This window comes from Sulfurirhabdus autotrophica (assembly GCF_004346685.1).
In the GTDB taxonomy this organism is placed as follows: domain Bacteria; phylum Pseudomonadota; class Gammaproteobacteria; order Burkholderiales; family SMCO01; genus Sulfurirhabdus; species Sulfurirhabdus autotrophica.
The window spans coordinates 131,193-153,034 of the sequence record NZ_SMCO01000003.1; the positions used below are offsets into that span (position 1 = coordinate 131,193).

The window sequence follows — 21,842 nt, forward strand, 5'->3', positions numbered from 1 at the left end:
TATTGAGGGAGTGAAGTAGTACGTCTACCGCCTCATTCCGTCAGACTTTGTAATCAAGAAAAAAACGAAACCCCATGAATTTCCAAGAGGTTTAAGAATGAAACTCTGGCATAAAATTTTAATTACCATGATTGCCATGCTTATCACCAGCTACCTTGCTGGCCGGCTATGGTTTAACATATTTGACTTCATCATTCCCAGCTACATTGCAGGCATGGTTGGCGGTTTAGCAGCCATTCCGGTTTGGGAACTGATGCGTAAAATCAGTTCTAAATATCCATGATAAAGGCAGCCATCACTTTTCTGGCAACCGCATTGGGTCTTGCCTTGATGCTAATGACACAAACCGCCTTTGCAGATGAAAACCAAGCGATTTTTCACTATGATATTCAGCTTGCGATTCCTGATGCCCAGCGCAAATTGCTGGAGGACAATCTCGACCTCTATCGCTGGCAAAATAGCGAGCGCATGGATGATATCCAGCTTAAGCGGTTAGTCAAACTGGCGCCGGATCAGATACGCGAATTTCTTGGTACGGAAGGTTATTACTCGCCCCGGATTGAAGCAAATGTGGCGCACAAAAATGGCACTTGGGCTGTCATGCTTGTTGTTGAGCCGGGCGAGCCAGTACATGTCACTGCCTTCGATCTTCAAGTTACTGGCCCATTTGATGATAGCTCCACTGAAAACCGTACCCGCCTGGAAAAAATGCGGGCCAACTGGGGGTTGCGACCTGGTGCAGTTTTTCGCCACGATGATTGGGAATCTGCCAAGCGCAACGCCCTTAAGTCATTGTTGCTCGACCGATACCCCGCTGCATCCATCGCAGACAGCCTCTCCACAGTTAATCCAGAGGCCAAAAGCGCAGAACTGCAAGTTACGCTTAACAGCGGCCCTGCATTTACATTTGGCAAACTGGAAATCAAAGGACTTCAACGTTATCCTGCCAGCATTATCGAACGCATGAACCCGGTCAAACCAGGCGAACCGTATTCTCAGGCAAAATTACTGGGGCTTCAGTCTCGCATACAGGACAGCCCCTATTTTGCGAGTGCTGCTGTGAGTGCAGATACAGACCCTGATCACCCCACCAGCGTGCCAATTCAGGTTGAAGTAGTCGAAGCGAAGTCTCAAAAACTGGGTTTTGGTATTGGCATGAGCACCGACACTGGTGCTCGCGGTCAAGTGGATTATCGGGACCTGAACTTCCTCGATCGCGCCTGGCGGCTGAGCGGCGCATTGAAACTCGATCAGAAAGTTCAGTCTTTGAACGGCGATCTGCAATTCCCGCTGACTGAGAATGGCTACAGGGACAGTATCTACACCCAGATCGAGCGCACAAACATTGTCGGGCTAGTGACAAAAAAAATTGCATTTGGCCCCAAGCGAACGTTTATCAGCGGAAAAACTGAAACCAGCTACGGCCTCCGTTATCTGGTTGAGCAACAAGACATCGATGGAGGTGCAAGTACCAAGAGTACGACACTTAGCCCTTCCTATTCCTGGACAATACGCAACATAGATAATGTGCTCTACCCCACACGTGGCTATCTGGTAAACCTCCAGGCTGATGCAGCTTCACGCGCCATGCTTTCCAGCCAGAATTTTTTACGTGGGTATGGCCGTGGAGTATTTTTCTACCCGCTCGGCAAGCGCGACCAGTTGATCCTGCGCGGAGAATTCGGCATGGTGGCGGCTAAAAGCCGCGATGGCATCCCATCGGATTTCCTGTTTCGCACTGGTGGTGATCAGACAGTGCGGGGTTATGGTTATCAAACCCTTGGCGTACATGATGGTAATGCAGTTCTGGGTGGCCGCTATCTGACCGTGGCCAGCGCAGAGTATGTCCATTGGCTATCCAGCCAATGGGGCGCTGCCGTTTTCGTAGATGGTGGTAATGCCGCAGACTCCTTGAACGGATTGAAACCGGTGTATGGCTACGGTGCGGGCGCACGCTGGAAAAGCCCTGTTGGCCCGCTGAACCTGGATATTGCTTACGGTCAGGACAAAAAAGAAGTGCGCATGCACTTCTCTTTGGGATTCAATTTTTAATGCTTAAAAAACTTCTCAAAAAAACCGGGGTATACGCAACTCGTTCCTTACTTGGCTTGCTGGTTATTCTCGCCATCCTGATCTGGTTCGCAGGTACGGAATCTGCTTTACGTTGGGGTGCGCAACAAGCCGTACACCTGAGTGAAGGAAAACTGACGCTGAGTGCTGTGCATGGGTCTCTGTATGGACCGCTTAAAATTGAATCGCTCAGTTTTCAAAATGAAGAGAAACGTTTCGAAGTGAAAGGGGTAAACCTGAACTGGTCGCCTTCCTCACTGTTCAGCCGGCACATCCTGCTCAACCAGTTTACTTTGCAAGAACTGAAGATCATCGAGATCAAGCCAAGTGAAGAACCCATTACGCTGCCGGAAACCTTGCGCATCCCGCTCGCTTTGTCCGCTTCTTCCATTACCATAAAGCGCATCGTAATCAAGAATAACACTTCAGAACAGGTGTTAAGCGACATCTCCCTAAGCGTAGACAAACCTGCTGACACCTATAAACTGAACCTGCGCAACATTGCTACAGAATGGGGAAAAGCACAGGGAACCGTGGCACTGGGTGATACACAACCATTCAAAGTCACGGCCCACATCAGTCTGCTGCAGACAGCGGGAACGGCTTATCACACAGTGGCTGATGCCTCAGGCAATTTATCGCAACTCCAGCTCAATGCAAAAGCCACTGCGCTGGGTGGCCAGGCCGTGATCGCAGCAAAGCTCACGCCATTTGAAACATTCCCGCTTGCTCAGGCGCACATCACAGCAAACAGTATGAATCCTGCCCTGCTGCGCAAGGACCTCCCCAAGGGCGATCTCAGTGCAGACATCACCGTGGTGCGTCAAGGCGAAAAAGATCTGAAAGGAAAAATCCAGATTCGCAATGCGTTGCCTGGCTCTTGGGATGCAGCGCGTTTGCCCGTGCGTGAACTTGTAACCCAGTTTGCTGGTGCGCTGGACCATATGAACCTGAGCGGGATTCATCTTGATTTGGCCGAAGGCGGAGCATTCAAAGGAAGTGGTCAGATCAAAGACCAGCAAATACAACTGACTCTCGCTACTACAAACTTCAATCCGAAAGGCGCGCATAGCAAGATGAAACCCATGAAACTTGCCGGCGACATCCGCCTGCAAGCTTCTGCCCATAATCAGCAGGTAGCGGCAGATTTACGTTACCAGCGTTTCCAGCTCCATCTGGATGCACAGCATCAGAATGCCGTTGTCGAACTGCGTGAAGCTTCTGTCAAGTCCGGAGCTGGCAGCCTTGCACTACATGGGACATTAGCACTGGAAGGTAACAAAGCTTTCCAGCTGGCAGGTGCCCTGGAGGGATTCAACCCGTCCGACTTCGGCGACTATCCGGCAGCCAAGGTCAATGCGGCTTTTACCGGCACAGGTCATCTTGAAGCAGAACCCGAAGCCACGGTGGGATTTTCAATCGTTAATAGCCACTTTAGAAAACAGCCACTTTCCGGACAAGGCAATCTGCACGTTTCCACCAAACGCATCTGGGACAGTTCAGTTTTATTGAAGCTGGCAAGCAATCGGTTAGAGGCAAAAGGTGCTTTGGGTACTCCAGGAGATCGACTAAACATTCTGATAGATGCGGCTAATCTGTCCGCATTCGATCCGGAACTGCACGGCCAGATACACGCTAAGGGTGATCTGCAGGGACGCTTTGCCGCCCCATCCGGTGATTTTGATGCAACGCTTAAAGATCTGTCCTGGCGCAAAGCATTCCGCATAGCCAATCTGCAAACTGAAGGAAAATTAGAAAAGGGTATAGATGGCTCGCTTTCCCTGAAAACCACACTACAAGGCCTGACTACGCCACAACTCCAACTCGATCAAGCCAGTTTAGCGGCACAGGGAACCCTGATCAAACATACACTGCAGTTCCAGGCGAAAAATCCTGATTTTGATTTAAATAGCCAATTTTCCGGTGGTTATCAAGAGAAGTCAGGCTGGGCTGGCCAGATTTTAAGTCTGGTCAACCAGGGGCACCATAAACTTGCACTCAAATCCCCGGCGAAACTTGAAGTAGCCGAACAACACGTTTTACTTAACAACGCACACTTCGACTTTGTTGGCGCTAAGCTTATCGTACATGAGCTTGCCTATAATGCCGGCCAGATAACCAGCCGAGGGGAATTAAAAGGTCTGCCGCTCACCTACCTGCAAGGTCTGGCAAAAGAGGAAACCGATATACAGACGGATCTCACATTGGGCGGTGAATGGCAACTCGCTGTCCAAAAAAACATTAACGGACATATCGCTTTATGGCGCGAGCGTGGCGACGTCACTTTCCCCAGCATACCACGCCCCACACTAGGTCTCAGCCGCCTCACCCTGAATGTGGATGCAGTAAATAACCAGTTACAAAGCCGCCTGGAAGCTGCCGGTGCCAACCTGGGCAGTTTTAAAGCCAATGCACAAACCATGCTCTCAGCCCGTAACGGGTCGTGGGGTATCGCCGGCGATGCACTTGTGAACGGCAACATTGACCTGGCGATGGAATCGCTGGCGTGGATCAAACCGTTATTTGACAAAACCGGCGCACTGACTTTTGATGGCGCATTAAAATCGCAGATAAAAGTAGGTGGAACTTTTGCGCAGCCCAAGCTGACAGGCAACATCACCGGTGACCGCTTTATCGTGGCATGGCCAGACCAGGGTCTTAATTTCAAGGATGGTCGTTTTAAGGCAGAACTGCAAGATCAGGTATTACACCTTAAAGAACTCATCTTGCATGGTGGCGACGGCAATATTACCGGCCAAGGCCGGTTAGCGTTTGAAAGCGGTGCACCGGCCATGCAGTTATCACTGAAAGCAGACAAACTTTCGGTACTCTCCCGACCCGACCGCCTGCTCATCATTAGTGGTTCCAGTGACGCATCTATTGCCGGAAAAGAAATCAAGCTGACAGCCCAATTGAAGGCTGACAGGGGCTTGATAGAACTACCAAAAAACGACACGCCAACACCGAGCGATGACGTAATTGTGCTGGGCCGAACAAAAATCGTTGAGAAAAAGCCTCCGCCGTACAACCTCAGCTTCAATTTTGATATGGATATGGGCGAGAAATTCTTTATCAAAGGCAAAGGACTGGATGCGCAACTGGGTGGCGGCTTAACACTCAAAAGCACCAACAACACCCCACTTACTTCGCGCGGTAGCATACGTGTAGTAAAAGGCACCTACTCGGCATATGGACAAAATCTCAAAATCGAACGGGGCATTCTTAATTTCCAGGGACCTATCGACAACCCCGGCCTTAACATCACAGCGTTACGAAAAAACCAGCAAGTAGAAGCGGGGGTTGCCATCACCGGCACAGCACAATCCCCAACTGTAAACCTGGTATCCAACCCCACTGTACCCGACAGTGAAAAACTCTCCTGGCTGGTATTAGGCCACGGTTTAGAAAACTCCAGCGGGTCGGAATTCAGCGCACTGCAAGCCGCAGCGGGCGCATTATTGGCGGCGGGTGATTCAGTCTCCCTGCAGCAAAAAATCGCCCATTCAGCGGGGCTGGAAGAAGTTAGCCTTAGTGGTGCAGGAGGGCTGGAAAGCACAGTTCTCACTCTTGGTAAGCGGCTATCTTCACGCGCATACCTCAGCTATGAACAAGGCCTCACCGGCGTCAGTTCAATTGTAAAAATCAACTACACGCTCACTAAACGGATATCCGTCCGGGCACAAGCGGGTACCACACCTGCGGTGGACCTTTTTTATACGTTCAGTTTTGACTGATCTCAGGGAAGTCCCGGCTGAATTCAGCCCGGACTTCCTAAACTCAGCTACAAACTACAAGTAAATTTTCAAACTCAATCATTTTCTCAAAGTCTCTCAAAGCCATAATCAGTGGTTATTACCTCGCTCACCTCAAATATAAATCCCTGTCAAAACTTGAATCATGCAGCAAATGGGCTATAGATGATGAGACGAACGAGGAAAATGCCTGCAATCAGTCCTTCAGCGGCATTTTCAGCGCATACAATTACCCAGAAACCAATGGAGAATCATCATGGCCAACCCATTCGTACACATAGAACTGCAAACAAAAGATCTTGGCAAAGCAAAAGAATTCTATTCCAAACTTTTCGACTGGCAGCTTGAAGACCTCCCCATGCCAGGAGGTGGCGCCCCTTACACCATGATAAACGTGGGAGAAGGAACAGGGGGTGGCATGTTCACGAACCCCGAACCCAACGTTCCACCACAATGGCTGGCATATGTTGGCGTGGATGACATTGAGGCATCTACCAGGAAAGCACGCGAACTCGGTGGTACTGTCGTAAAGGATGTGATGGAAGTCGGTGAGCATGGCTGGATGAGTGTCATTGTTGACCCTGGCGGTGCTGTCTTTGCCATGTGGAAATCCAAAGAGGGCTAAACAGCAGTGAACTTATAAAACGGCCCGACATGCTGCGCACTTATAAGACGCGCGTCAGTATTTCTGCTCTATCGTTTTCATGGATAGCCCATAATGATAACGAATTTGTTCATCACAATATCGATGATCACTGGCAACCGGGCAGCTTACCCGCGCAAGGCAGGTGGTTTTACATTTTGATGCAGGCTGTTTTCGGTAATCAACGCACTTCTGGAAGTTTAAAACGCCATCAGCCAATGCAGAAGCCGGACAGTGATCTATACACACTTTATGCTGACAACTGTTGCAGGGCGACACTCCCTGCAGCGGAGAGGTCGGCTTGAAATTCGTATCCGCCAGCACCACCGCCCGATAAGCAAACCAGGTACCCCAAGCAGCATTAATCCCCACCTTCAATGGCGATGAATGATGCCAGCCCGCCAATTTACCCAGTGACTGCAACCCGATCAGACGAATTCCCGGATAAATTAACGCGTAACCACAATCGGGAAAATCACGGGAAAAATAGTCTGCTATTGTTCTGACAGTAAAATCATCAACAGGATTTTCTGATTGAATACCGGATGCTTGCAGAGAGGCCCACATAGCCTTGCCCCCATGTCCCAACAAAATGAGCTGACGGTATTTATCAGACACTTTTTCCGGCTCATCAAGCTGAATCAGCATTTCCGGAGGAAGCTGATCCAGATTAAAAATAGCCTGCAGATTTAATCCGGCTTGATTGAAAATCGCCGGGTGGAAAGGTTGATGTTGATGCAACGTGTACTCCAGAAAAGCAAATGACAATCAGGGCCAACGGCACAAGCATTGAAGCATGCATATATTTTGTGCCGATTTAAGGGTTCGATGCGCAATACTAAAAACCGAAAGGGGAAATAACACCGTTCAAGAGATCCAAAACGGACACGAACTCAATTGTAATGCGAAATGAACACGCTTGTACCCACCCTCTAAAATTTGTCGAAAATATTTACAACAATTTTACTTCCACAACCTGTTTAAAACAGTTTTTGATTATATAAAAACATTGCAATAAAATTAAAAACAATTATTAAAACAATTTGTTAATGAAATATTTGGTTGCCAAACACAGAACCGCCCCAATCAAGACAACGTCATTTATCAAGTTGCCGTGTCGGAAAATTTTACTTTAAATCCCATAGTAAATTATTACCATCTAAATATCACACATATATACCAATGAAATTGCGATTTGATGACATATAAATTAAAATGGCATGAATATTGCTTACATTAACCAAAATTCCTATGTTGCATTTCGATAAAATGATAAAAGGAAATGCCATACAGGAAATAAAACATTCAATTATACCAATAGGAAGAGACCATGAAGATGAACGCCCCTCGTTTCAGACTCACCTTTGCAGCTACTGCACTCATCGCAATAGGTGCCCTTACCACTCCTGCAGCCATGGCGGCTAACGCTTGGGCAAAACTGGAGTCGATTAAAATAACCGCCGTACCTACCCCGTTTGACTTGAATGCTTCCATTACATGGACCAGCAGCACCATGTCTGCTAATTCCAATGCAGTGACCGGCAGCTTGTATGAGTCAGACAATCACTCCAGCAGCGGTAATTATGGCTGGAATTTTGTCAAGAATAATGAAGCCGCAACTTCAGGTTCAAATGCGCAATCCTCGCTCACCCCTTTAGCCGGCACCCTGAACATGTTGAGTAAAGCTGAGGCAATAGTGACACCGTCAGACATTTACTGGAGCGAGAACACGGGGCTTAGCAAAGAAAGCATTTTCAAAACATTCACAACTACGGGTCCTATGACCATTTACATTACTGCAAAATACTCACTTTTCGCTGATGCAGGCACCGGTGAAACCAACGGCACAGCCTTTGCGAATGCTTCGATCAATGCAAATTTTAGCGGCGATAGCAGCAACGCTTCATCAAGTGCATCAAAAAATGTAAATGCCGCTGCAAATAAGGATTTGGGATGGGAAATATTTACAGTACCACAGTCAAAGTCTGGCACCTTCCAAACAGGTTTAGTTGTCAGTGAAGCGGGCACGGGTCAAATCAGCTGGCTTACAGAATCCAGTGCAAACCAACGGCAACTCTTTACCGCTGGGCCTGCACAAGCTGTACCCCTACCTGCAGCAGCGTGGCTATTAGGTTCCGGGCTAATCGGATTGGTTGGAATCGCCAGACGTAAAGCAGCATAATTTCTCTGCGCGTTCAATGCGCTGGTAAAAAATGGTGGCTATGGATTGAACACCCATAGCCACAACGTATTTTACAGACACAAACTATTCAGGCAAAAGCACCTGGCAGCGGCACTAAGGCCTCTCGGCATAGTTACCGACCTATATAATCTTTTTTCCCCAACTCTACTCCATTGTGACGGAGAATGTCGTAAGCCGTAGTGATATGAAAGTAAAAGTTGGGTATCACACGATTCAGCAGAAATGCTTGTCCAAGATAAGTGTTACTTGTCTCTCCACGTTTGAGGACAATCTCTCTTTCCTCAGAACCATCAATTTGTTCCGGCTTGAAGGTTTCAACATAGGCGATGGTCTTTTTTACCCGCTCGATCAATTCAGGAAAAGTCTTCTCATTGTTTTCAACCTCAGGGGGCTCCACACCTGCTAGCCGTGCCGTTCCATTCTTGGCTGCATCCACAGCCACCTGAATTTGCTTGGCGAAGGCAAACATATCAGGGTACAACCGAAAATTGATCAATACCGCAGGGTCAATTTTTTTAGCTTCTGCATGAGCAGCCGCCTTTTCAAGAACCCCTACGAGATTGTTGAGCATGCGAATAAAAACGGGTACTGAAGATTGGTACATTGAAATAGACATATCGGGTGCTCCAGTTAATAAAACAAACAATATCAGATGATTATAGCCGCATCAAAAAACTTTCATACCCATGTTGAAGATAGAAGCGCTCCAGAGAAAGCTATTCAGTATGAATAATCAGGGTATAAAGAAACCCCTCTTTACCAGCGCAATTTACGCCAGCCAGCTTGTTGTACGGGATTTAAAAACGTCCAGGCAACCAGACGGCTTTGCTTTTGGCCTTGGCTCATGGCAATGGTTTTGTGTTCGTGCACATTCACCAGCTTCAACGCCTCGTAAATACCGGGTAGCGTGGCAGATTTTGACACCAGCGTGCTAAACCAGAAACAGCGGGTGGGAATCTGTGCGCTTTCAGTGATCATACGCTTGATAAAAGCTTGCTCACCCCCTTCACACCAAAGTTCAGCATCCTGCCCTCCAAAATTCAAAGCAGAATGAGCTTCATCCCTGGCATCCTGCTTTCCCAGATTCTGCCACTTGCGCTGCGCTCCTTCACTGGCCTCGGCAAGAGAAGCATGAAACGGCGGATTGCACATTGTCAGATCAAACCATTCATTGTCCCGCACTACACCTTTAAAAATCGCCGCTGGGGATGGCTGCAAGCGGAGCGTTATGTGTTTTGCCAGCTTTGGATTGGCATCCAGAATAGTCTGCGCATTGGCCAGAGAAGCCGCATTGATATCGGTTGCAACAAAGTCCCAGCCATATTCACTGTACCCGATCAAAGGGTAAATACAATTTGCGCCAGTGCCAATATCCAGCACCTGCATCATTTTGGATTTCGGGATAACGCCATTATTACTGCCCGCTAATAAATCAGCCAGATAATGGACATAATCAGCCCGTCCCGGAACCGGCGGGCAAAGATTTTGTGAGGGAATATCCCAACCTTGAATACCGTAATTGTCATTTAGCAGAGCGCGGTTCAGCGCTTTGACGGCTGCCGAATCTGCAAAATCGATGCTTTGTTCGCCATAGGCATTCACGTTGACGAAATTGCCCAGTGCAGCCTCAGCTTGTATCAGACGAGGGAAATCATATCGTCCCTGGTGACGATTGCGAGGGTGGAATTTACCGGCCTGCGTTGGCGCAACGGCCGATTGATGTTTTGGGGTTTTTATTCGCATAAAGCTAAGTTATTAAGAGCAGATCGATATGTGCCAATACTGATTAATCGCCATATTAACACTTGAACCATGTAGCAACCCGGCTGCTAGCGTTTTCTGCCAAATCCAGGATATACTCATGTCATTACCTGTTAATCATTATAAAAAAATGAAACTCTCTGATATCGCCATTTTAGCAACCATCAGCCTGATTGCAGTAACCGTATTCGGCAAACCAACCGTAACAAAAGATCCGATAAATACCAAACAGATATTACTGGATTCGATCGGCAACAAAAAATGGGCATGCCTCTATGGCAAACCCGGTTCAGATGCCGGCAAAAACATTCAACTTGCAGATCCCCACGCCTTTGTAGAGATTCATGATGTAGATGCTGTAACGCTAAAAATTGACATTACCACGGGAGATGGCGAGTTAACATCAAGCTTTTATGGGGAAATCAGCGAAACAGAATCACCCGTAAAAGTTGAAGTAAAAAGGCATAATGTGACTGAAAATATAGTACAAAATACCGATCCTTCTTCATCTTCTGCCTCACCCCACAATTCTGTTTACCGGGTAGCACCCGTGGCGCGCCAATGGTTTATACAAACAAACGGTAACCAGTCTTTTCAACTCACCATTAACAAGTCATTTACACCATCTGGCACTTTGACTTGCCAGGATGTATGATTTTACAGATGTCCCGTTTAAGGAAAACTTTAATGCTCGAAATGAGCGTAAAGCCCGGCATCAAAATATCTATCCACCCCAAATGCATCGAAAAAAACGATCTTGGTGTGCTACCTCACTTTAATAAAGCACTAAACGTCCTTATACCTTTCGCTATTATTCAAGGAGCAATCCATGCAAATAATCACCGCAAACGAGGCACTGAAGTTGAGCGAACATGCGCAAATCTGGATCGAAGCGCATATGATGTGGTTCATGAAACATGTGATGGATGTGGTTGCTCACGAGGCATCCGTCGGTAAGCGTGCCGCCAGATTTGAAAACATCAGGATTGGTTCTGATTTTGAAATCAGCGCATGGAAAGACGAGATGACCAGACTGGGGTACTCAGTTACCTTATTAGGTGAGGGAAAGCTGGGTACAGATTCATTTGAGGTGAGCTGGTAAAAATTACCGACGCAATGCTCCTCGTTTATTCTGACCTGGGTCAACTATTCGAACTGACATGTATTTTTTCAACCTATCGGAAATATCTAGACCTTAATGTCGATTTATTTTACACTTTTGTATACTTTTAACACCCTGAAATTATTAACTTGCTGTATATAAATGCTATTTTAAAATAGGCATAAACTTTGCTTACACTTATACGCTATACCATTTAAATGCACAGGGTGATTCAGAATTTCGTTATTGAAATGCCTCCTACCCTCATTGCTGAAACTGTTGTTCATCTGGAGTTACCATGAAATCAAAATTAGTATGTTTTCTGGCATTATTCGCTTTATCAAGTTCCGCCAGTGCTGTTACCGTTAACTTTTTTGACAGTTCGCAGATTGCAACTACCGTATCCACAGGCACCAACTCCGATACTATCAGCAGTAACGGCTATCTGTTTACTTACACACTAGACAAGTTTTTTACAGGATATGCAGATGGGTCAGGAACGCCAATCGGCCGCACTTCATCTGTGTTATGGCCAAACGGTGTGCAAGCGCAAGCGGTAACCGTAGGCCCGGCACAAGGCCCGGCACAAATCACGATCAAACGAATTGATGGAAACGTTTTTGATATCACAGCATTCACGGCAAAATTACTAGCCAACACGGCGGGCGCTGGCGGTGCTATTGAAGTAATGCCGTTACTCAATGGCAACGATGGCCTCCCCAATCCTGCCGCTTTTGATGCTACGGGATACGGCGGACAAAGCTTTTCATACAACGACTCACCAAACTATTTCGGCAGCACATTACCATTGAAAGGATTCGACACCTACACATTCAGCCTGTATGTAGACTTCGCATTAACCGGCATTACACTGGTAGATGCCAGCAGCCCAGCCCCTGTTCCCGTACCACCCGCGTTATGGCTATTTGGGTCAGGACTGATTGGTTTGGTTGGTATGACGCGGAAAAAACAGCTGGCATAAGCCATTCCAAAACACGCAATGCGCCCAGCCTTTGACTTACCCCCTCCCCCATCTGCGCCGCTGAGGGTTACCGGAAAAATCGGGAAGAAGGCGGCGCATGTCTGAGCACGTTTACGTGCGAGTTTGCGCAGCCGCCCGATTTCTCCGGTAATCCTCAGGTATCCCGAAGGGACGGCGCAGTTGGCGTCGCCTTCTTTTGGTTACTTTGCTTGGCGAAGCAAGAAAAGGGACTAGCCGCCGGGCTACCCCCGGCCTCGGAAGGCAAAACCACCTCAAGCGGAATTGCAATTAAGAAAAACAAACTTGCCACGTTATCACACGAATCATTCGGCGCAATGCCCTTCGGTTATTGCGCCCTACGTGAGCTGCCCCCATTTATTCATTTAGACGCCCCATTCAAGGGAAATTAAGCGTTCACTCTGTAGCAGGTAACCCGGGGTTTGATTCACGAATAAAATCAATCAGCCTACGAATTTGTTTTTCCAAATCTAAAGCTTTCCAATCTGGTGGGAATAAGGCCGCTATATACCGTGCCACATCAACCTTGGAGGCTTGTGCATCTTTGCCTCCCTTAGTTTTAATTGATAATACATTTTCATATCTATTGAATTTACTAATGGGTTTAGCAGAAGGTTTTGTTTTTTGAATGGCGTCTTTTACCTGAATCTCAGGTAAATAATTTTCAATCTCTCTCCCCTCTGTTATCCATGCATATCCTGGACCCTCGTCAAATTCAGCTTGCAATCGTTTTTTTGTGCCATTGATTCGAGTTCCCTTATTTGCTTTATCGCTGTCGATAACTATTACACCTCTTCTGTTTAGTCTGCGTAGGGAAATGAAGTCATCAATATCGTCATCCACGTCATTTCCAGATAAGTGAGCTGAAAGCCTGCCTCCATAAAACATAATCGAGTAATGTATACCTTCTACTAGTTCAGTAGAAATCGAATTTATCCAATAGTTCAAATAGAGCCTGTCTGAAGGACCTTCCACCCATATCACACAGTTCGCTTGAAGCAAGTCGGATGGGTGGTAGCCTAAATCTTCACAAACCGCCGATCTGTGTCTATCAGATGTAACACGCTCAACAATGGACTCTCCACTTTGCATTTGGATGTGGTAGATCTCCGCATTTGGAGTATCCATCAGTGCGGCAGAGTGGGTGGTGATGAAATATTGATTTTGTGTGGAATCTGAAAGGTAACGAATAAGTTTTTTCTGAAGAATCGGGTTAAGGTGCAACTCTGGTTCTTCCATGCAAATAACGGTGTTGTCCAGTATCGTAGCGGCTGACGCTAAAATGATTACCTCGTGTATTCCTGTTCCCAAAGAGTCCAATGGAAGGGTTTTTCCATCCATATGTACCAATATGGTATCACGCTCATGTGGAACCTCAATTCTGGCTGTGCAGTTATCAGTCACGATTTGTAGAAATTTATTTATAGCGTCAAATTTCTTTCGATCCGCTTGACTATGCACGCTCGGATTCTGCAACTTGACTAAACGTTCAATGATGCCGTCACCGCTGAAATCTTCTGACATACTCCCTTGTTTACCTATTTGCCTTATGGCTGGAATCATTACGGCACGTATGGAATTAAATTTTGGGGAAATTATTGGTAATGTTTGAGGAAACCAGTGCTCGTTCCTACTGCCAGCAGACTGCCTAGTAAGTTTGTTCCACATATTTTGCAAAGAATCATCTTTAAGGTGATCAAAAGCTTTCTCCCATGAAGGGATATCTGTGAGTTTCAAATCTGGGCCAAAGTCAAACCATGCGTCGACAGTACCATCGTTTTTTGCTTTTTCTTGAAAGACTCTTAGAACGTCGCCGGCTTCTTGGGTATTTTTATTATTTTCCGCAAACATGGGATGAATCTCGCGCACAAATTTAACAAAGTCTCCATTTTTCTCAGTTTCAAGCGAGCGAGGTATTCCAATTGTAAACGGTGCAGCTAACGGCATGTGCCTGTCAAGAGCATCTAATTTGAATTGGTTTGGAGAAACAGATATGACAGGGTATACATCATGTAATAAACGAAGTATGTTGGACTTTCCGCTATTGTTCTGGCCAATAAAAAGATTGATTTTACTGAATTTTTCGAATCGCTGAATGTTCCTGCCAAAACTACGATATCCGCTTATTGAAACAGCAGTGATAGGTAGGTCTTTATCCACCATCTAACTTCCTTGTTTTACCAGTGCTTCCAAAAAGTAACCGCTAAGCAAATAAAAAAGGGCGCAGTCCCCTGCGCCCTTTTCTCTTTCGCCGGTTATTCCCAGTTCAAAGCCCCACCCGTCTGATACTCCGTGACTCTCGTCTCAAAGAAATTCTTCTCTTTCTTCAAATCAATCATCTCTGCCATCCACGGGAACGGATTATTCGCCCCCGCATAAATCTCATCCAGCCCAATCTGCTGACAACGACGATTAGCAATAAAACGCAGGTACTCTTTAAACTGCGAAGCATTCAACCCCAACACCCCACGCGGCATCGTATCTTCTGCATAACGATATTCCAGCTCTACCCCTTGCTGAATCAACCCGGTAATTTCCTTGCGGAATTCAGGCGTCCACAACTGCGGATTTTCCATTTTAATGGTGTTGATCAGATCAATACCAAAATTGCAGTGCATGGACTCATCACGCAGGATGTACTGATACTGCTCTGCCGCACCGGTCATCTTGTTTTGGCGGCCCAGCGCCAGAATTTGCACGAAGCCTACATAGAAGAAGATGCCTTCCATGATGCAGGCAAATACGATCAGGCTGCGCAGCAGTTGCTGGTCGGTTTCCGGTGTACCGGTCTTGAATTCTGGATTGGTCAGAATATCAATGAAAGGCATCAGGAATTCGTCTTTGGCACGAATACTGGAAACTTCATGATAAGCGTTGAAAATTTCGCCTTCGTCCAGACCCAGCGATTCCACAATATACTGATACGCGTGGGTGTGAATGGCTTCTTCAAACGCCTGGCGCAGCAGGTACTGACGACACTCTGGTGCAGTAATATGGCGATAGGTGCCCAGTACGATATTGTTGGCGGCCAGTGAATCGGCAGTTACGAAAAACCCCAGGTTACGTTTGACGATCAGGCGTTCGTCGTCTGTCAGGCCGTTAGGGTCTTTCCAGGTGGCGATGTCGCGGTTCATGTTCACTTCTTGCGGCATCCAGTGGTTTGCGCAACCTGCCAGATATTTGTCCCATGCCCATTTGTACTTGAACGGCACCAACTGGTTCACGTCTGCCGTGCCGTTGATGATCCGTTTGTCTTCCACGCGCACGCGGCTGGATTTGGTGTCCGAATCAGATGCACTCACCGTGCTACCTGCCATTGGCTTTGCAGCCATTGCAGGGTTGTAAGCAGGTTTAGGTGCAGGGGTGATCTCGTCTTCAAAACTCAGCATAGTGTGTATTCTCCTTGGTTATCAGAGGGGGGATTGCTCCCGCCCTCTGCCCTTTTCCGCTTGGAATATAGGGGTATGACTTATTACTTATTCGACTGTTATATTGCGATACCGTTCAGGCTTTATTGACAGGCTTCGCACTCTGGATCATCAATGGCACAGAATTTGACTTCTGTGGCCGGAGTAGCAGCCGCAACGCCCTGGGTCGGGGTGGCTGCAATGCTGGAACCGGTATGTGCCGATACGGCGTTCAGCTCGCCGCCCTTGCCGGTAGACTTCTCTGCCGAGGTGGCGCCCAGTGTGCGCAAGTAGTAGGTGGTTTTAAGGCCACGTACCCAGGCCAGTTTATAGGTTTCATCCAGTTTTTTACCGGAAACACCGCTCATGTAGATATTGAGCGACTGGCCCTGATCGATCCATTTCTGACGACGGGATGCTGCTTCTACCAGCCATTGGGTATCCACTTCAAAAGCGGTGGCGTACAGGTTGCGCAGTTCTTGCGGTACGCGATCAATGCGGGCCAGAGATCCGTCGAAGTATTTCATGTCGGCTACCATGACTTCGTCCCACATGCCGAGCTGCTTCAGGTCTTTAACCAGATACTGGTTAGCGACGGTGAATTCCCCTGAGAGGTTGGATTTCACATAGATGTTCTGGTAGGTAGGCTCAATGGATGCAGACACGCCGACGATGTTGGCGATGGTTGCAGTAGGGGCAATGGCCAGACAGTTGGAGTTGCGCATGCCGTGCTCACCGATGCGGGCACGCAGTGCTTCCCAGTCCATAGTCAGGGAGTCATCTACTTCTACGTAGCCACCGCGCTCTTCTGCCAGCAGCTTGATGCTATCCAGCGGCAGAATGCCACGATCCCACAGGCTGCCCTTATACGTTGCATAACGGCCACGTTCTTCTGCCAGTTCGGTAGAGGCCCAGTACGCGTAGTAAGCAACTGTTTCCATGGAGCGATCAGCAAACTCGACCGCTGCCTGTGTGGCATAAGGAATGCGCAGTTCATGCAGGCAATCCTGGAAACCCATGATACCCATACCAACCGGACGATGCTTCAGGTTGGAGTTACGTGCTTTTGCTACGGCATAGTAATTGATATCAATCACGTTATCCAGCATACGCATGGCGGTGGAAATGGTTTTTCTTAGCTTGATTTTATCCAGCTCGCCATCTTTAAGATGGGCTGAAAGGTTTACCGAACCCAGGTTACATACGGCAATTTCATGGTCGTTGGTGTTCAGCGTGATCTCGGTACAGAGATTGGAGCTGTGCACCACACCGATATGCTGCTGCGGTGAACGGATGTTGCAAGGGTCTTTAAATGTGATCCATGGATGGCCGGTTTCGAACAGCATGGAAAGCATCTTGCGCCACATCTGGGTAGCTTGCACAGTCTTGAATACTTTGATTTCACCGCGCGCAGCTTTGGCTTCATATGCGGTGTAAGCGGCTTCGAATGCCTTACCGAATTTGTCGTGCAGATCAGGGACATCGGATGGGCTGAACAGGGTCCAGTCGCCATTTTCCATCACACGGCGCATGAACAGATCAGGAATCCAGTTGGCGGTATTCATGTCGTGGGTGCGGCGGCGATCATCACCGGTATTCTTGCGCAACTCCAGGAACTCTTCCATATCCAGATGCCAGGATTCCAGGTAGGCACATACGGCGCCCTTGCGCTTGCCGCCTTGATTCACTGCTACAGCGGTGTCGTTAACTACTTTCAGGAAAGGCACTACACCCTGAGATTTACCATTGGTGCCCTTGATGCGGGAACCCAGCGCACGCACGTTGGTCCAGTCATTGCCCAGTCCACCGGCAAATTTGGAGAGCAATGCGTTTTCCTTGATGGCTTCGTATATCCCGTCCAGGTCATCCGGCACGGTGGTCAAATAGCAGCTGGATAACTGCGAACGACGGGTACCTGCATTAAACAGTGTGGGAGTGGAACTCATGAAATCAAAGCTGGAAAGCACGTTGTAAAATTCGATAGCGCGTGATTCGCGGTCGATTTCATTCAGGCTCAGGCCCATGGCGACACGCATGAAGAAGGCTTGCGGCAATTCAATGCGGCGATCTTCAATATGCAGAAAATAGCGGTCATACAAGGTTTGCAAACCGAGGTAACCAAACTGGAAGTCGCGGGAGGCATCCATTGCCGTGCCCAGGCGTTTCATATCATATTGCGCCAGACGATCATCCAGTAATTCCGCTTCAATTCCTTGCTTGATGTAGCCCGGGAAGTATTCCGCATAACGCGTAACCATGTCTGCCTGAGTGGCTTCTTCACCCAGCACTTCGGTGCGAATAGTGTTAAGCAGCAAACGGGCCGTCACTTGAGAATAGGCAGGATCATTTTCGATCAGGGAGCGAGCAGCAAGAATGGTGGACTTGTGCACTTCTTCCATCGGCACGCCTTCGTACAGGTCACGCAGAGTGGCATCCATTACCGGTTTGGCGCTGACAGCCTCACCCAAATCAGCGCAGGCCTCTTCAATCAGCGCATATAGTCTGGCTGTGTCCAGCGGACGTACCGTACCATTTTCGGTTACGTTCAGTCCATGATCTGGCACCTTGTTGGCGGCTTTAGTCTGCGCACGCTCTTGCGTGCGTTTTTCACGGTACAGCACATAGGCGCGGGCCACATCGTGCTCGCCAGAGCGCATCAGGGAGAGTTCCACCTGATCCTGAATGTCTTCAATATGGAAGGTGCCGCCATTGGGCTGGCGACGGACCAGCGCATTCACCACAGATTCTGTCAGGGACTCCACCAGTTCACGCACACGGGCGGATGCCGCAGCCTGACCACCATTTACCGCCAGAAATGCTTTGGTTACTGCAATGGCAACCTTGGAAGGCTCAAAACCAACCACGCTGCCATTCCGGCGAATAACCATGTAATTTGCGTATCGGGAATCTTTTACAGCAGGTTGTATTGTGCTTTCTACGTTGTGCATTTGAGGGGCGGAGGGGGTATCGGTGGCTAGTCGCATTTGATGTCGTCGTCCATTATTATGAATAATATGATGTAAATAATCCACTTACAGCAATCCCCTCAACAAATACATCAAACCACAAGATATAGTGTCACGGGGATCAGGAATTTACTAATTCTAGTAATTCATCGCCATTAACGCAACAAGATTTTTACATTATTTTTATAGCAAAATAAATCTGTTTTCTAATCAGTTTGATAAGACAAGTAAAGCGGTCATGCTTGTCCTCTATTTCCCTATCTGTTGTATAGTTATTCAATATAATTTACATTGACGACATGAAAAATACTGCCATTCTTCTTATCAGCTGCCCGGACCAAAAAGGGCTGGTTGCGACCATTGCTGAATTTCTTTTTCGGCACGACGCCAACATCCTCCACGCGGACCAGCACCAGGACAGTGAATTAGGACTGTTCTTGATGCGCGTGGAGTGGGATTTACAGGGCTTCAATCTCAGTACCAACGACTTTGAAACGCTTTTTGCACCGATTGTGGAAAAGTTTTCCATGCACTGGAGCCTGGCGCTTTCCAGCTACCGCCCTAAAGTGGCTATTTTTGTATCACGATATGACCATTGTCTGGCTGATCTCCTATACCGCCACCAAGCCGGCGAACTGAACTGCGAAATTCCGCTCATTATCAGCAATCATAGTGATACCAAATGGCTGGCCGATGCTTACGGGATTCCGTTCCAGCACATTCCGGTACATAAGGATGCAAAGCAGGAAGCGGAGGACATGCAGGTTGCCCTGCTGCACCACCACCACATTGATTTGATTGTGCTGGCCCGCTATATGCAGGTGCTCTCTCCAGATTTTATTCGCCACTACCCGAGTCGCATTATCAACATTCATCACTCTTTCCTGCCGGCATTCAATGGCGCGAAACCCTATCACCGTGCCTTTGAACGCGGCGTAAAACTGATAGGTGCAACCAGCCACTACGTGACTGAGATTCTGGATGATGGGCCGATTATCGAGCAGGATGTGACGCGCATTTCTCACCGGGATGCGATTGAGAACCTGATTCAGCGGGGGAGTGATCTTGAAAAAGTGGTGCTGTCCCGTGCGGTAAGGTGGCATATCGAGAACCGGATTTTGCTGTATGCCAACAAAACAGTGGTATTTGACTGATACGCTATCGGAGCCAATAAGAACAAAAAATGCTACTGGTTATCAAGCACCATATCATCAGGATGATAAAGGTGGACGCGATTTCGGCCTTTCTTTTTAGCTGTGTAGCACGCCAGGTCTGCCATATTCATGATATCTGCAACGGCAAATCCGCCTTTCATGGGAAAGACCCCGATACTCACCCCAAGTGTAAAACGATGGGTTCTCCAATAAAATTCAAATTGCTCAATGGATTCACGGATAGTTTCAGCAAGCGAGATAGCCTTATCCAAGGGGCAATGCTCCATTAATATGGCAAACTCATCTCCACCTAACCGGGCGAGCGTGTCACGAGAACGCATCTGACCGTCCAGCAAACCAGCAATCTGGCGCAATAGCTCATCACCTGCCATGTGCCCGCAACTGTCATTGATTTTTTTAAACTGGTCCAGATCGAGAAAACACAGCACATGCTGATCAGTATCATAAGAAGCGCTGCATACTATCCGCTGCAGACGAAACTCGAATTCACGCCGATTAATCAAATTGGTGAGTGCGTCATGTGCCGCCTGATGCGCAAGTTGCTTTTCAAGCTGGTGTTTTTCAGTCACATCACGACACACGACAAAAAGTCTTGGCGGTTCTGAATTCGACTCCAGACTGACACGCTGATGTACCCACAAGACTGAGCCATCTTTTCTGATTTTACGATATTCGATGCTACTTTCCGCATCAGGACTGCTAAACTGATTTCCCATATACTCTATTACAGTCCGCTGATCTTCCGGATGAATGACCATCACTGCAGATTTTCCAATCAGCTCACTCACTGCATAACCGAGCATACTGGCACCAATGCGGTTGATGGAAAGAATCTCACCCGCTGTATTGATTGTCGTATAGATATCCGGTGCATTTTCGTATAACGACTGATAGCGCAATTCGCTCTCTTTTAACGCGTCTTCTGCCTTTACCTTCTCCGTGATATTTTTAAAAATACCCCGTGTCGATATGGTCACACCATTTTTGACTATTGCACCGCAATCACCGGCAAGATGAATTGCTTCGCCAGATTTGGTCAAGAATTTAAACTCGATACAACATAAACTTTCACCGTTGAGTAATCGCGCAAACCGGTCCTGGCAACAGATCACACTTTCAGGGTGCAATACATCCAGGAGGTTGAGAGATTGAACCTCCTCTTCGGTATACCCCATAGTATGACGCCAGGTCGTATTCGTGTAAATGAAGGATCCATCTGTCGCTACGCATTGAATCAGATCACTGGTATTTTCAAAAATATCGAGATAGCGCTCTTCACTTTCCCTCAATTTTTTCTCAAGCAAATACCGCGCCGCATTTTCTTCTGCGCGCCTGATAAACGCTTCAATCAGAAGTGGAAGCTGCTGCAAATAGGGGGCAGTACATTGAATAAACTGATTCATACCTGCTTCCAGGCAGTGAACAGCGATTTCTTCCGCCCCCGTATCTTTAATCAGAATAACCGGGGTATTAATCTTCTTTTCGCCCAGCAGGCTGATGAGCTCAATTGCGGAAAAATCGGTCAGCTCCAGATCGCTAAACACCAATTGCCAGCTTTGGTCTTCCAGTGCTTGATGTAGATCTTGCTTTTTATCTACACGATGAATAACAACTTTTGAATAGTGGTTTTTTAATGCTTGCTCAATGATGCTGGTAGTTTCAGCAGAACTTGCCATCAAGAGGCTTACCATTTTTTCTGACATCAGAGCATGCTCGGGAGTGGACTCACCTTATTAAAACCATCTCCAGTCATAAACTAGCAG

At 47.6% G+C, this 21,842-nt stretch carries 16 protein-coding genes; 9 read left to right on the forward strand and 7 right to left on the reverse strand.

The window, feature by feature from the left end; genetic code table 11:
* Positions 1-97 precede the first annotated feature (97 nt).
* The 4 genes from EDC63_RS05940 (at position 98) to EDC63_RS05955 (ending at position 6,447) form a co-directional block, all read left to right on the forward strand.
* Positions 98-283, forward strand: coding sequence for a hypothetical protein (locus tag EDC63_RS05940; protein ID WP_124945914.1), 186 nt, complete (start codon positions 98-100; stop codon positions 281-283).
* Entirely contained in the window at positions 280-2,052 is a 1,773-nt protein-coding gene (locus EDC63_RS05945; RefSeq protein ID WP_124945913.1) for an autotransporter assembly complex protein TamA, read from the forward strand. Before EDC63_RS05940 ends, EDC63_RS05945 begins: the two co-directional genes overlap by 4 nt.
* Complete coding sequence (locus EDC63_RS05950) at positions 2,052-5,804, forward strand: translocation/assembly module TamB domain-containing protein (RefSeq protein ID WP_124945912.1); 3,753 nt, start codon at positions 2,052-2,054, stop codon at positions 5,802-5,804. The genes EDC63_RS05945 and EDC63_RS05950 overlap by 1 nt, the downstream gene beginning before the upstream one ends.
* 274 nt (positions 5,805-6,078) lie before the next feature.
* On the forward strand, positions 6,079-6,447 hold the full coding sequence (locus tag EDC63_RS05955; RefSeq protein WP_124945911.1) for a VOC family protein: 369 nt from the start codon (positions 6,079-6,081) through the stop codon (positions 6,445-6,447).
* A 54-nt stretch (positions 6,448-6,501) separates the two neighbouring features.
* Here the strand turns inward: EDC63_RS05955 and EDC63_RS05960 are convergent, their stop codons facing one another.
* Complete coding sequence (locus tag EDC63_RS05960) at positions 6,502-7,206, reverse strand: hypothetical protein (protein ID WP_124945910.1); 705 nt, start codon at positions 7,204-7,206, stop codon at positions 6,502-6,504.
* A gap of 589 nt (positions 7,207-7,795) precedes the next feature.
* On the opposite strand from EDC63_RS05960, the gene EDC63_RS05965 reads away from it, so the two are divergent.
* Entirely contained in the window at positions 7,796-8,647 is an 852-nt protein-coding gene (locus EDC63_RS05965) for a VPLPA-CTERM sorting domain-containing protein (protein ID WP_223248228.1), read from the forward strand.
* Between the two features lie 133 nt (positions 8,648-8,780).
* Here EDC63_RS05965 and EDC63_RS05970 read toward each other — a convergent pair whose 3' ends face one another.
* Both EDC63_RS05970 and rlmF read right to left on the reverse strand, forming a co-directional pair.
* The gene (locus EDC63_RS05970) at positions 8,781-9,284 is read right to left on the reverse strand and encodes a DUF1993 domain-containing protein (RefSeq protein WP_124945909.1); all 504 of its coding nucleotides are present in this window, start codon (positions 9,282-9,284) and stop codon (positions 8,781-8,783) included.
* A gap of 140 nt (positions 9,285-9,424) precedes the next feature.
* On the reverse strand, positions 9,425-10,411 hold the full coding sequence (gene rlmF, locus EDC63_RS05975) for a 23S rRNA (adenine(1618)-N(6))-methyltransferase RlmF (protein WP_124945908.1): 987 nt from the start codon (positions 10,409-10,411) through the stop codon (positions 9,425-9,427).
* 148 nt (positions 10,412-10,559) lie between these two features.
* Between rlmF and EDC63_RS05980 the strand changes: the two genes are divergently transcribed.
* The 3 genes from EDC63_RS05980 (at position 10,560) to EDC63_RS18740 (ending at position 12,513) form a co-directional block, all read left to right on the forward strand.
* Positions 10,560-11,084 (forward strand): hypothetical protein, encoded by a 525-nt coding sequence (locus EDC63_RS05980; RefSeq protein ID WP_165922923.1) that lies wholly within the window; start codon positions 10,560-10,562, stop codon positions 11,082-11,084.
* Between the two features lie 174 nt (positions 11,085-11,258).
* The gene (locus EDC63_RS05985) at positions 11,259-11,531 is read left to right on the forward strand and encodes a hypothetical protein (RefSeq protein ID WP_124945906.1); all 273 of its coding nucleotides are present in this window, start codon (positions 11,259-11,261) and stop codon (positions 11,529-11,531) included.
* A 298-nt stretch (positions 11,532-11,829) separates the two neighbouring features.
* Positions 11,830-12,513 carry a hypothetical protein gene (locus EDC63_RS18740; protein WP_223248227.1) on the forward strand — a complete coding sequence of 228 codons (684 nt, stop codon included), beginning with the start codon at positions 11,830-11,832 and terminating at the stop codon, positions 12,511-12,513.
* Between the two features lie 414 nt (positions 12,514-12,927).
* Here the strand turns inward: EDC63_RS18740 and EDC63_RS05995 are convergent, their stop codons facing one another.
* The 3 genes from EDC63_RS05995 to EDC63_RS06005 form a co-directional block, all read right to left on the reverse strand.
* Entirely contained in the window at positions 12,928-14,694 is a 1,767-nt protein-coding gene (locus tag EDC63_RS05995) for an ATP-dependent nuclease (RefSeq protein WP_124945905.1), read from the reverse strand.
* A 92-nt stretch (positions 14,695-14,786) separates the two neighbouring features.
* Entirely contained in the window at positions 14,787-15,863 is a 1,077-nt protein-coding gene (locus EDC63_RS06000) for a ribonucleotide-diphosphate reductase subunit beta (RefSeq protein WP_370685867.1), read from the reverse strand.
* 179 nt (positions 15,864-16,042) lie between these two features.
* Positions 16,043-18,922 carry a ribonucleoside-diphosphate reductase subunit alpha gene (locus EDC63_RS06005; protein ID WP_124945903.1) on the reverse strand — a complete coding sequence of 960 codons (2,880 nt, stop codon included), beginning with the start codon at positions 18,920-18,922 and terminating at the stop codon, positions 16,043-16,045.
* 281 nt (positions 18,923-19,203) lie between these two features.
* Here EDC63_RS06005 and purU point away from each other — a divergent pair, with 281 nt between their 5' ends.
* Positions 19,204-20,058 (forward strand): formyltetrahydrofolate deformylase, encoded by an 855-nt coding sequence (gene purU / locus EDC63_RS06010; RefSeq protein WP_124945902.1) that lies wholly within the window; start codon positions 19,204-19,206, stop codon positions 20,056-20,058.
* A 32-nt stretch (positions 20,059-20,090) separates the two neighbouring features.
* On the opposite strand, the gene EDC63_RS06015 is transcribed toward purU, so the two are convergent.
* Positions 20,091-21,755, reverse strand: coding sequence for a PAS domain S-box protein (locus EDC63_RS06015; protein ID WP_165922924.1), 1,665 nt, complete (start codon positions 21,753-21,755; stop codon positions 20,091-20,093).
* Positions 21,756-21,842 lie beyond the last annotated feature (87 nt).